This window comes from Micromonospora sp. NPDC005237 (assembly GCF_040607775.1).
Lineage (GTDB): Bacteria > Actinomycetota > Actinomycetes > Mycobacteriales > Micromonosporaceae > Micromonospora.
The window spans coordinates 35,018-47,853 of sequence record NZ_JBEXHJ010000011.1 but is presented as its reverse complement, the minus strand read 5'-3'; the positions used below and the strand labels follow the sequence as shown (position 1 = coordinate 47,853).

General features: G+C 71.7%; 8 protein-coding genes. 3 read left to right on the top strand and 5 right to left on the bottom strand.

Annotation, left to right across the window (positions count from 1 at the left end):
• Positions 1 to 226: 226 nt before the first annotated feature.
• Together ABZT87_RS27325 and ABZT87_RS27320 are read left to right on the top strand one after the other, a co-directional pair.
• On the top strand, positions 227 to 6,073 hold the full coding sequence (locus ABZT87_RS27325; RefSeq protein ID WP_355139105.1) for a ThuA domain-containing protein: 5,847 nt from the start codon (positions 227 to 229) through the stop codon (positions 6,071 to 6,073).
• Positions 6,074 to 6,144: 71 nt separating this feature from the next.
• Positions 6,145 to 6,684 (top strand): hypothetical protein, encoded by a 540-nt coding sequence (locus tag ABZT87_RS27320; protein WP_355139103.1) that lies wholly within the window; start codon positions 6,145 to 6,147, stop codon positions 6,682 to 6,684.
• Positions 6,685 to 6,778: 94 nt separating this feature from the next.
• Here ABZT87_RS27320 and ABZT87_RS27315 read toward each other — a convergent pair whose 3' ends face one another.
• From ABZT87_RS27315 to ABZT87_RS27305, 3 genes are read right to left on the bottom strand one after another with little or no spacing between them, the layout of a single operon-like run.
• Positions 6,779 to 7,741, bottom strand: coding sequence for an aldo/keto reductase (locus ABZT87_RS27315; RefSeq protein WP_355068558.1), 963 nt, complete (start codon positions 7,739 to 7,741; stop codon positions 6,779 to 6,781).
• 37 nt (positions 7,742 to 7,778) lie between these two features.
• Positions 7,779 to 9,458, bottom strand: coding sequence for an ATP-binding cassette domain-containing protein (locus ABZT87_RS27310; RefSeq protein ID WP_355068556.1), 1,680 nt, complete (start codon positions 9,456 to 9,458; stop codon positions 7,779 to 7,781).
• Positions 9,459 to 9,499: 41 nt separating this feature from the next.
• On the bottom strand, positions 9,500 to 10,105 hold the full coding sequence (locus ABZT87_RS27305) for a methyltransferase (protein WP_354858630.1): 606 nt from the start codon (positions 10,103 to 10,105) through the stop codon (positions 9,500 to 9,502).
• Positions 10,106 to 10,207: 102 nt separating this feature from the next.
• On the opposite strand from ABZT87_RS27305, the gene ABZT87_RS27300 reads away from it, so the two are divergent.
• Positions 10,208 to 11,266: a hypothetical protein gene (locus ABZT87_RS27300; protein ID WP_355139101.1), complete on the top strand. Its 1,059-nt coding sequence runs from the start codon at positions 10,208 to 10,210 to the stop codon at positions 11,264 to 11,266.
• A gap of 110 nt (positions 11,267 to 11,376) precedes the next feature.
• On the opposite strand, the gene truA is transcribed toward ABZT87_RS27300, so the two are convergent.
• Complete coding sequence (gene truA, locus ABZT87_RS27295) at positions 11,377 to 12,207, bottom strand: tRNA pseudouridine(38-40) synthase TruA (RefSeq protein ID WP_354858636.1); 831 nt, start codon at positions 12,205 to 12,207, stop codon at positions 11,377 to 11,379.
• Between the two features lie 68 nt (positions 12,208 to 12,275).
• Entirely contained in the window at positions 12,276 to 12,833 is a 558-nt protein-coding gene (gene rplQ / locus ABZT87_RS27290; RefSeq protein WP_354858638.1) for a 50S ribosomal protein L17, read from the bottom strand.
• Positions 12,834 to 12,836: the final 3 nt, after the last annotated feature.

The following is a 12,836-nucleotide window of genomic DNA, read 5'->3' as shown; positions in this document are numbered from 1 at the left end:
ATCGATGGGGTACTTTCTCCGGTCCTGTTCGGAATGTCGCACGCCGTTGCAGAACCGTTACCGGCCGGCATCTTGCCCGACATGGATACACCAGAATTAATTTGTTCAGCGATTCGACAAAATGCCGGTGGGGACGCCCTGGCACGGCCTCCCCGCCGGCTCCATCCGGGACGGTCTTCGGCAGCCGGCCCCCGCGATTCCTGTCCACCGCGACATTGGAGGCGGCGTGTCCCGTTCTCGTCGTACCCGTTTACCACTCACCGCTACCCTGCTCTCCCTAGCGCTCGCCTCGACGACCCTGCTCGGGTCGCCGGCGCAGGCGGCTCCGGCCGCGGCGCAGGTCCCCCCGCGAGACGCGCAGGCCGCGGCTCCGGTCACCCAGGTGGTGCCGAAGGCACCGAAGGCCGCAGCGGCCGACCCCTACTCCGTCCTGGTCTTCTCCAAGACCGCCGGCTTTCGGCACGACTCCATCCCCACCGGCATCGCCGCCATCCAGCAGCTCGGCGCGGCGAACGGGTTCACAGTGGACACCACTGAGGACGGTGCCGCGTTCAACGACGCCAACCTCGCCAAGTACAAGGCCGTGATCTGGCTCTCCACCACCGGTGACGTCCTCGACGCCGACCAGCAGGCGGCCTTCGAGCGCTACGTGCGGGCCGGCGGCGGTTACGCCGGCGTCCACGCCGCCTCGGACACCGAGTACAGCTGGGCCTGGTACGGCGACCTGGTCGGCGCGTACTTCGCCAACCACCCGCAGAACCAGCAGGCCACCGTCAAGGTGGAGGACCACGCCCACCCGTCCACCGCCGAACTGCCGGACCACTGGTCCCGGTTCGACGAGTGGTACAACTTCCAGACCAACCCCCGGCCGGACGTGCACGTGCTGGCCAGCCTGGACGAGAAGAGCTACACCCCGGGCGCCGGCGCGATGGGCGCCGACCACCCGACCGCGTGGTGCCAGGACTTCGACGGTGGCCGCTCCTGGTACACCGGCGGCGGGCACACCCGGGAGTCGTACGCCGAGCCCGAGTTCCTCAAGCACCTGCTCGGCGGCATCCAGACGGCGGCCGGCGTGGTCGACGCCGACTGCGGCGCCTCGAAGACGTCCAGCTTCGAGAAGGTCACGCTGGACAGCAACACAAGCAACCCGATGGAGCTGGACATCGCCCCCGACGGGCGGGTCTTCTACATCGAGCGCGACGGCCGGGTGCAGATCATCAAGCCCGACACCGGCAGCACCGTCACCGCCGTCGACCTGGACGTCTTCACCGGCAACGAGGACGGCCTCATCGGCATCCGGCTCGACCCGGACTTCGCCACCAACAAGTGGGTGTATCTCTACTACGCCCCGAACGACGGCGTCACCCGCAACCTGCTGTCCCGGTTCACGGTGACCGGCGACACCATCGACCCGGCGAGCGAGAAGCAGGTGCTGCGGGTCGACACCCAGCGCAACACCTGCTGCCACGCCGGCGGCAGCATGACCTTCGACAGCGCCGGCAACCTCTACCTGGCCACCGGTGACAACACCAACCCGTTCGAGTCGAACGCGTACTCGCCGCTCGACGAGCGGCCGGGCCGTCAGGACTACGACTCGCAGCGCACCTCCGCCAACACGAACGACCTGCGCGGCAAGGTGATCCGGATCCACCCGGAGGACGACGGGACGTACACCGTTCCGACCGGCAACCTCTTCGCGCCGGGCACCGAGAAGACCCGTCCCGAGATCTACGCGATGGGCTTCCGCAACCCGTTCCGGATCGGCACCGACCCGAAGACCGACACGCTGTACGTCGGGGACTACGGGCCGGACGCCAACGCGGACAACCCGAACCGGGGCCCCCGCGGTCTGGTCGAGTGGAACGTCGTGACCCCCGGCAACTACGGCTGGCCGTACTGCACCGGGACGAACGAGGCGTACAACGACTACACGTTCCCGTCCGGCCCGAGCGGTCCGAAGTTCGACTGCGCCGCGCCGGTGAACAACTCGCCCAACAACACCGGCCTGACCAACCTCCCGCCGGTCGTCCCGGCCACCGTCGACTACGGCTACGCCGGTGACGCGCGGTACCCGGAGATCGGTGGCGGTGGCGCCCCGATGGGCGGTCCGGCCTACCGGTACGACGCCAACCTCAACTCCACCCGCAAGTGGCCGGCCTACTACGACGGCAAGGCGCTGCTCGGCGAGTGGAACCAGAACAAGATGTACACGATGCAGATGACCGCCGACGGCAAGTCGTTGGTGGACATCAACCAGCTGCTCACCGGTATGCGCATGATCCGGCCGATGGACTTCGAGTTCGGCCCGGACGGCGCGCTCTACCTGATCGAGTGGGGCACGGGCTTCGGCGGCAACAACGACGACTCCGGCATCTACCGGATCGACTACACCGCCGGCGACCGCGCACCGATCGCCGCGGCGTCCGCCAACCCGACCTCGGGGCCGGCGCCGTTGACGGTCGCCTTCTCCAGCGCCGGCTCCCGGGACCCGGACGGCGGCGCGCTCACCTACGCCTGGACCTTCGGCGACGGGCAGACCTCCACCGAGGCCAACCCGACGCACACGTACGCGACGGCGGGCAACTACACCGCCCAGCTCACCGTGACCAACCCGAAGGGCCGTACCGCGGTGGCCAACGTGCCGGTCACCGTGGGCAACACCGCACCGACGGTGAGCATCGAGTTCCCGCCGGACGGTGGCTTCTTCAACTGGGGTGACCAGGTCCGCTACACGGTCAAGGTGACCGACCCCGAGGACGGGCAGATCGACTGCGCCCGGGTGAACCTGCAGGTGCTGCTCGGTCACGACGAGCACGCCCACCCGCTGGAGCAGCACACCGGCTGCACCGGCACCGTCCAGACGTCGCTCGCCTCCGGGCACGGCGCCGAGGCGAACGTGTTCGCGGTCTTCGAGGCCACCTACACCGACAAGGGCGGGGCCGGCGGGTCCGGCGCGCTCACCGGCCGGGACATCGAGATCCTGCAGCCCAAGCAGAAGCAGGCCGAGTACTTCACGGCCACCGGACGGGTGCCGGGCGGCACCGGCGGCGGAGACGCCGGCGTGCAGCGGGAGACCGGGGCCGACACCGCAGGTGGCGGCCAGAACATCGGGTTCATCGAGGACGGCGACTGGTGGTCGATCGTCCCGGCGAACCTGACGAACATCACCGAGATCCGGTTCCGGGCCGCCTCGGCCGCCGCCGGCGGTCGGATCGAGGTCCACGCGGGCGCCGTCGACGGACCGGTCGTGGCCACGGCCACCGTTCCGGCGACCGGCGCGTGGCAGACGTACACGGACGTGAGCGCGCCGGTCACCGGTGCCGCGAGCGGCTCGCTGTACTTCGTGGCCCGCGATCCGAACGGCGGAACGGGTTCCCTGTTCAACGTCAACTGGATGGACTTCGTCGGCCGCGGCGTCACCGAGAACGGGCCGCCGGTGGTCACCGCCACCGCGACCCCGGCCACCGGCACCGTGCCGGTCACCGTCTCCTTCGACGGCACGGCCACCGACGCCGAGGGCGACACCCCGCTGACGTACGCCTGGGACTTCGGTGACGGCGGTACGGCGTCCACCCTGGACGCCAGCCACACGTACACAAGCGTGGGAGCCTTCACGGCCACCCTCACGGTGACCGACAGCAAGGGCGCCAAGTCGTACGCCACGGTGCCGGTGCGGGTGAACGCGCCGGACACGTCCTGCTTCGGGGCGCGTTCGGACGACTTCAACGGCACCAGCCTCGACAAGGGCCGGTGGACCAGCGTGGTCCGGGAGAACCAGCTCTACTCGGTCAGTGGCGGCGCGCTGCGGCTGCCGACCGGGGTCGGTGACCTCTACGGCGCGCGCAACGACGCCACCAACCTGGTGCTCCAGGCGGCTCCGAGCGGCGCCTGGGAGATGACCACCAAGGTCACCCTGCCGGTGACGGCCAACTACCAGCAGGCTGGCCTGCTGGTCTACGGCGACGACGACAACTACGCCAAGCTGGACCTGCTCTACAACGGCAGCCGGCGGGTGGAGTTCATCCGGGAGACGGCCGGAACGCCGCGCAACGACGCTGCCGACAACGCCGCCGCACCGGCGGGTGACACCGTGTACCTGCGGATCACCAGCGACGGGACGAACCTGACCGCGGCCTTCTCGGGCGACGGGCAGACCTTCACCCCGGCCGGCCGGTCGGCCGCGCTCGCCGGCATCACCAACCCGCGGATCGGGGTCTTCGCGCTCAACGGAGGCACCGAGGCACCCGTGGTCGACGCGGCCTTCGACTCGTTCCAGGTCACGCCGGACGCCCCGGCCGGCCCGATCGACCCGTCGGACGAGTTCACCGGCGACACGCTGGACAAGTGCCGGTGGGACGCGATCCTGCGGGAGGACCCGAACGGTTACCGGGTCACCGGTGGCGCGTTGCGGATCGACGTGCCGAACGGTGACATCTACGGCACCAGCAACACCGGGCCGAAGAACTTCATCCTCCAGACCGCGCCCTCGGGCGACTGGACCCTGGAGACGACTGTCGACGGCAGCCTGCTGAACGAGCAGTACCAGCAGGCCGGTCTGCTCGTGCAGGCGGACGACGACAACTACCTGAAGTTCGACTTCATCGCGGACAACCAGGCCGGCCAGACGGTGACGCGGCGGATCGAGTTCCGCAGCGAGATCGGCGGCGTCGTCCAGAACCCGCAGCCGGAGGCCACAAGCCTCACCTCGGCGGTGTGGCACCTGCGGCTGGCCCGCAGCGGCAACACCTTCACGGCGTCGTACTCGGCCGACGGGACGACCTGGACCACGCTGGAGGCGCTGACCAACAGCGCGGTCGGGGCCACCCCGAAGGTCGGTCTGTTCACCCTCGGCGCCAACCAGACGGCGTCGAAGACGGCCTCGTTCGACTACTTCCGGTTGAGCACGAAGGTGGCCGACGAGAAGGCGCCGGTCACCACCGCGGCGGTGTCCGGCACCCCCACCGACGGGTGGTACACCGGGCCGGTGACGGTCACCCTGACCGCCGCCGACGAGGCCGGCGGCAGCGGACTGGCCGGTACGGCGTACCAGCTGGACGGGGCCACCACCTGGACCGACTACACCGCTCCGGTGACGGTCAGCGGCGACGGGGCGCACGAGCTGCGATTCCGCTCGACGGACCAGGCGGGCAACGTGGAGTCGACGAAGACCGTCTCGGTCAAGATCGACGCCACCGCGCCGGTCACCACGGCGACGTTCGCTCCGGCGAACGACGCCGGCTGGCACAACGGGACGATCCCGGTGGTGCTGACCTCGACCGACGCCGGTTCCGGAGTCAAGACGGTCGAGTGGTCGCTGGATGGCGGCGCGTGGACGCCGTACTCGAAGCCGGTCGAGGTGACCGGTGACGGGCAGCACGAGCTGCTGTACCGCTCCACCGACAAGGCGGGCAACGCCGAGACGCTCAAGTCGGCGATCCTGAAGATCGACGGCACCAAGCCGACGCTGCTGGTCTCCGGTATCGCCGACGGCCAGCTCTACGGGGACAGCCAGGACGTTCGGGTGTCCTGGCAGGCCGTCGACCCGACCTCGGGCATCGCGACCGTGGTCGGCCAACTGGACGGCAAGGCGTACGCCAGCGGCACCCTGCAGGCCATGTACGAGCTGCCGCTCGGCCTGCACGAGCTGACCGTCACCGCGACCGACAAGGCCGGCAACACGACGACCTCGGCGGTCCGGTTCTTCGTCACCACCTCGTTCCGGGACATGCAGTTCCTGCTGGACCGGTTCAAGGCGACGGGGCGGCTCTCGGCCAAGGCCCACAAGGATCTGACGAACAAGCTCGACGCCGTTCGTAAGGCCGAGGCGGCGGGCAACGACAACAAGGCGCTCAAGGAACTGACCGCATTCCGGAAGCTCGCCGCGGACACCAAGCTGGTGACCGAGGCGGAGATCCGGGACGTGCTGATCCGCGACGCCGACGCCATGACGGTGCGGCTCGGCGGAACGCCGGCCAGCAACGCCGGGGTCAAGGCGAACGACGGCAAACCCGTCAAGGGTGCCGGGCGACTGAGTGGCGACGTCACCCGGCTCGCTCCGGGCCGCCAGCTCTGATCCGACGAGGCCCCTCCCCGACGCCACGGTGTCGGGGAGGGGCCTCCCTCATCCGTAGTGAGGAGATGTCCGTGACGGGTATCCGCAAGGTGGTCGCCGCCGTGTTCGCCGGACTGGCCCTGACCCTGTTCGCCGCGGTCCCGGCGGCCGCCCAAGCCGACAAACTCAAGCTGACGGTGGCCGGCGACGGCGCCGAGGGGGTCACCATCCAGGCCACCTACACCGATGGCCGCCGGCTGGACCAGCTGGTGCGGTTGGTGCTCACCGCCACCGGCCCGGACGGGCAGCGGGTCGGGCCGGTGCAACTGGAGCCACAGCCCGAGGGACAGGGCTTCTACAGCAGCGGCCCGGTGCTCTCCACCGGCACGTGGAAGGTGACGGTGAACTCCCCCGCTCCGCTGCAGGGCAAGGCCACCGCCACGGTGCAGGCCCGGGCGGCGCAGTCACCTCCGGCCCCCAGACCGGTCGCGGTGACCGCGGACGGGACCGGCGACCGCGGGGCGGGCGCCGGCTGGTGGCCGTTCGCGGCGGCCGGCCTCGTGCTGGTCGCCGCGGCGATGGGGGCGGCCATGCTGTTCGGCCGCCGCCGCACCTGGACGCCGAACGACTGACCGACCGGCGCTCCGGCGCCAGTGAAACGACCGGGCCGGGCCGCGACGAGCGGCCCGGCCCGGTGTCGTTCAGGCGACCACGCGCCCGCCGCGCTCAGAGGATGGCGCGCAGCGCCGCCAGGTCGTCGTCGCTGGGCTCCCAGGTGCCGGCGGCGGCGTTCGCGTACACCTGCTCGGGCGTGGTGGCGCCGGCGATCACCGAGGTCACCGCCGGCTGGGCGGCCAACCCGCCGATCGCCACCTGGAGCATGGTCAGACCCCGCTCGGCCGCGTACGCCTCGATCGCCTCGATGGTGTCCCAGTCGGCCGCGGCGAGCCGGTCGGCGTACCGGCCACCGCCGGAGAGCCGGCTGCCGGCCGGCGGCTGCCCGCCCCGCTTGTACTTGCCGGTGAGCAGGCCGTTGGCGAGCGGGAAGAACGGCAGCATGCCGAGGCCGAACCGCTCGCAGGCCGGGATCACCTCGGCCTCCGCGGACCGCTCCAGCAGGCTGTAGTGGTTCTGCGCGCTGATGAATCGGGCCCGGCCGTTGGACGAGGCGACCCAGTCGGCGTCGGCGATCTGCCAGCCGGCGAAGTTGGAGTTGCCCAGGTAGCGGACCTTGCCGTCGCGGACCAGATCGTCGAGGGCCGCGAGGGTCTCGTCGATCGGGGTGCCCGGGTCGGGCTCGTGCATCTGGTACAGGTCGATGTGGTCGGTGCCGAGCCGGCGCAGCGACGCCTCCACCGCGCGGGCGATGTACCGCCGCGAACCCCGGGCGCCGAAGTCCGGACCGTTGAGGCCGTTCATGTCCATGCCGAACTTGGTGGCCACCACCACGTCGTCCCGGCGTCCCTTGAGCGCCTGCCCGAGCAGCTCCTCGGAGCCGCCCTGCGGCTCGCCGTAGATGTCGGCGGTGTCGAAGAGGTTGATCCCGACGTCCAGGGCGGCGTCCACGACCGCGCGGGTGCCATCGAGGTCGAGCTTGCGGCCGAAGTTGTTGCAGCCGATCCCGACGACGGACACCACGAGCCCGGAGTCGCCCAGCCGGCGATAGGTCATCTCAGTCACGAGATCCACCCTATGCCGGCCGGACGCACCGCCGCCCGGCGACCGCTCAGCCCACGTCCCAGACCGGCTCCGGGGTCTCCACCACCTCGCTGTCGCCCCGGAACAGCACGAACCGGTCGAAGGAGCGGGTGAACCACCGGTCGTGGGTGACCGCCACCACCGTCCCCTCGAACGCGTTCAGGCCCGCTTCCAGCGCCTCGGCGCTGGCCAGGTCGAGGTTGTCGGTGGGCTCGTCGAGCAGCAGCAGGGTCGCGCCGGACAGCTCCAACAGCAGCACCAGGAACCGGGCCTGCTGCCCGCCGGAGAGCGTGCCGAAGCGCTGGTCGCCCTGCCCGGCCAGCTCGTAGCGGCTGAGCACCCCCATCGCCGCGTGCCGGTCCATCCCGGTGCGGTGCTCGTCACCCCGCCACAGGATCTCGACGAGCGTCTTGCCCATCAGCTCCGGTCGGTCGTGGGTCTGCGAGAAGTGGCCGGGGCGGACCCGGGCGCCGAGCCGGGCGGTGCCGTCGTGCGTCACCGGGGCGAGCCCGCCCGCCCCGTCGACCGGTCCGTTCGCCGGGTCGGGATCGGTGCCACCCCGGGCCAGCAGCCGCAGGAAGTGCGACTTGCCGGTGCCGTTGGCGCCGAGCACCGCCACCCGGTCGCCGTACCAGATCTCCAGGTCGAAGGGGAAGGTCAGGCCGTCCAGCTCCAGCTGGTCGCAGACGACCGCGCGCTTGCCGGTTCGCCCGCCGGTCAGCCGCATCCGGATGTCCTGGTCCTTCGGCGGTACGGGCGGCGGCCCGGCCTCCTCGAACTTGCGCAACCGGGTCTGCGCGGCCTGGTAGCGCGAGGCCAACCCGTCGTTGTACGCGGCCTTCTGCTTGTACATCAGCATCAGCTCGCGCAGCTTCTGGTGCTCCTCGTCCCAGCGCCGGCGCAGCTCGTCGAGACGGGCGTGCCGGGCCACCCGCGCCTCGTACCAACTGGCGAAGCCACCGGGGTGCACCCAGGCGCTGCCGCCCTCCACGGCCACCACCCGGTCGGCGCTCTGGGCCAGCAGCTCGCGGTCGTGCGAGACGTAGAGCACCGACTTGGTGGACTCGCGCAGCCGCGCCTCCAGCCAGCGCTTGCCGGGCACGTCGAGGAAGTTGTCCGGCTCGTCGAGCAGCAGCACCTCGTCCGGGCCGCGCAGCAGCAACTCCAGGGCGAAGCGCTTCTGCTGGCCGCCGGAGAGGGTACGCACCGGCCGGTCCCGTACGGCGTCCCACGGCTGGTTGAGCACGATGGTCGCGACGGTGTCGAAGAGCACCTCGGCGTCGTACCCGCCGGCCTCGCCCCAGGCGCCGAGCGCGTCGGCGTACGCCAGCTGGGCCTTTCCGGCGGCGCTGCTGAACTTGCCGCGGACCTCGGCCGCCCGCATGGCCGTCTCGGTCTCGGCGAGCCGGCGGCCGGCGTCGCGCAGCGGTGGCGGGGCGAGCGACAGCGCCAGGTCGGCCAGCGTCGTCTCGTCGCCGATCATGCCGATGAACTGGCGCATCACGCCCAGCCCGCCGGCCCGCGCGACGGTGCCGGTACGCACCGGCAGGTCACCGGCGACCATCCGCAGCAGGGTCGTCTTTCCCGCGCCGTTCGGCCCGACCAGGGCGACCTTGGCGCCCTCACCGACCCGGAACGACACGTCGGCGAAGAGTTCCCGACCGTCGGGCAGGATGTGCCCGACCGCTGCCACGTCCACGTATCCCACGCCGGGATCCTGCCCCAGCGAGGGCCGGGAGGGACATCCAATTACCGGGTGACCCGCAGCACCCGGAAGCCCTTCTGGCTGGCGTGCCGCTCGACCTGCCAACCCTGGTCGACGATCCAGCGGTGCAGCGAGTCGCCGCCGAGGTGGCGGGCGACGACCAGCCAGCCGACGCCGTCCGGGGCGAGTCGGGGCAGCCAACGCAGCAACAGCTCGTGCAACTCGTCCTTGCCGATGCGGATGGGCGGGTTGGACCACAGCTGCGCGAACCGGAGGTCCGCCGGCACGTCGTCCGGTGCGCTGACCCGGACCCGGTCGGCGGCGCCGATCCGGGCCGCGTTGACGGCGGTCAGTTCGCGGGCGCGGGCGTTGACGTCGACCGCCCAGACGGTGCTCGCCGGTGCCACGTCGGCCAGCACGCAGGCGATCGGGCCGAACCCGCAGCCGAGGTCGAGCAGGTCACCGGTGGTGTCGGCGGCGGGCAGCTCGGCCTTGCGCAGGAGCACCGCGGTGCCGGGGTCGAGGCGGCTGGCGGAGAAGACGCCGCCGGCCGAGACGAGCTGGTAGTCGCGGTCGGCGACAGAGAACTCGACTTCGCGCGCCGGCGCGTCGCTGGCGGGCTGCGCGGTGAAGTAATGGTCGCCGGTCACGCCGGCAATTCTCGCACCGGCCCGGGTCGGCCACGACACGGCCCACAGCCGCATTTCCCAATATTACCCCCTAAAGGGACAATGGCTCCTACTCTAGGCGACATGGTGTATCGGTACGAGTCCGAAGAGGACGCATTCGAGGACCCGGAGCCCGGCTCCGACCTGGCCGTGCTCGGCGCCGGTCCGCCTCCGCCGGCCGGCCCCTCACCGTCCCGGTTTCCCGCTCCGTCGCTGCCCCGACCCAACCAGCTGATGCTGCCGTCGACCCAGCCGCCGCCGGTCACCCGCGTCAGCACCCCGGTCGCGGCCCCCCGCAGCCAGGTCTACACCTCGGCCCAGCCGGTGGAGCCGCCCGCGCGGCGCGGCGGCGGGCGACTCTGGCAGGTGCTGGTCGGCGGTGCGGCCGTCCTGGTCCTGCTCGCGCTCTGCGGTCTGGGCGCCGCCGCGCTGCTGGTGGACAACAAGCCGGCGCCACAGGCCACCCCGACGTACCAGCCGAACGTCGCCGCGTCCGCTTCCACCCAGCGGCAGGATCTCGACTCGCGGGACACCGACCAGGCGCCGCTCACCGCGAAGGAACTCTTTCCCGGCAAGGAGTTGAAGCTCGCCGACGGCCAGCCCGCCTACGAGATCCTCAAGACGCACTCCAGCGGCAGTTGCGCCGTCGCCGCCACCGACGAGGTGGCCGACCTGCTGGTCCGGCTCGGCTGCAACCAGGTCGTCCGGGCGACGTTGCGGGCTCCCGGCGGCGACCACCTGGTCACTGCCGGCCTGTTCAACCTCACCGACAAGGTCAGCGCCGAACGGGCCCGGGACCGGATCCGGCAACTCCTCGACGACCGGCAGGGCCGGTTCCGGGGGCTGTCCGCCGGCGACGACGCGGATGTCCTGGCCACCGCCCCGGCACGGGTCGGCTGGCAGGTCCGGGGCCACTACCTGGCGTACGCGCTGGTGGTCCGCGCGGACGGAGCCGCGGTCAAGTCCGGCGACACCAAGATCCGGGAGATCCTGTTCGACATGATCGAGGCGCACCTCAGCCGGGGCGTCCTGCAACGGCGGGCCGACAGCCGCACGGCCGGACAACCAACGGCAGCGCCGACCGAGAGCAGCGGAACCCAGAGCGGCAGCGGCAGCGGCGACGGCGAACTGCCCGGAGACTGATCCGCGCCTCCGCCCGACCGGTGTGCCGCCGACCGGTGGCACACCCGTCGTCGTCCGCTGCCGCCGTTGTCAGCCTTCTCGACGGGCGGCCGAGGTCGCGGCCGCCGTTGTCAGCCCTCGACGGGCACGCGCAGGCGGCGGGTCAGGTCGGCGCGGCGGGCGTAGTCGGCCGGGTCGGCCGGGTAGCCGACCGCGACCAGGGTGAGCCCGTGCGCCGGGGCCACCGTCACCTCGCTGGAACGCTCCTGCCGGTCGAGCAGGCTGCCCGGCCACTGGACCGCCCGACGGCCGTCGCCGGCCGCGAGCATCGCCCCCACGAGGCTGCGGACCATCGCCTGGCAGAACGCGTCGGCCTGCACGGTGGCGACCAGGATGCCGTCCGGGTCGCGCCGCCAGTCCAGCCGGGTCACCTCGCGCAGCGTCGTCGCGTTCTCCTTGCGCCGGCAGTACGCGGCGAAGTCGTGCTCACCGACCAGACCGGCCGCGGCGGCGTTCAGGGCGGCCAGGTCCAGCGGTCGCGGCCAGGCCAGCACCTCGTGCCGGCGTAGCGGCTCGGCGCCGTACGGGGCGTCGGTCACCCGGTACTCGTAGCGCCGGAAGGTGGCCGAGAACCGGGCGTCGAAGTCGGCCGGCACCTCCGACATCGCCCGTACCCGCACGTCGGTGGGGAGCAGCCGCGCGAGCCGGCGCAGCAGCCGTCCGTCGTGCTGCCGCCACACCTCGGCGGGGAGGTCCAGGTGGCAGACCTGCCCGGTGGCGTGCACCCCCGCGTCGGTGCGACCCGCGACGGTCAGACCGGTCGCCGTGCCCGCGCCGAGGACCAGGTCCAGGGTCTCGACGAGCACCCCGGCGACGGTCCGCCGGGTCGGCTGGGGCGCCCAGCCGGAGAAACCGGCGCCGTCGTACGAGACGTCCAACCGCAGCCGGATCCGCTCGTCCACCTCGTACCTCCTGTTACGGGTCGGGCCCGGCACCCCGATGGGGGTGCCGGGCCCGACGTTGCCCTTGATCAGGCCTTGTTCTCGGTGGCCTCGTCGCTGTCCTCGCGGGCGGCGTCGGTGTCACCGGACGCCGACGCCGGCGCCTCGGAGTCCTGGTCGGCCGGGGCCGACTGCGGGGCCTCCTCGGCCGGGGCGAGCGCCTCGACCTTGTCCTGCTGCGCGGCCTTGCGGGCGGCGGTCTTCTTGTTCACCTTCGGCTCGGCGACCTGAAGCTCCTCCACCAGCTCGATGATGGCCATCGGCGCGTTGTCACCCTTGCGCGGACCGGTCTTCACGATCCGGGTGTAACCGCCGGGGCGGTTGGAGTACCGGGGCGCGATCTGGTCGAACAGGGCGTAGACAACGTCCTTGTCCTTGACGACACCCAGCACCCGCCGCCGCGAGGCGAGGTCACCGCGCTTGGCCTTGGTGATGAGCTGCTCGGCCAGCGGACGCAGCCGGCGGGCCTTCGTCTCGGTGGTCTGGATCTTGCCGTGCTGGAACAGCGCGGTCGCCAGGTTGGCGAGCATCAGCCGCTCGTGCGAGGGGCTGCCGCCGAGGCGGGGGCCCTTGGTGGGCGTGGGCATTTT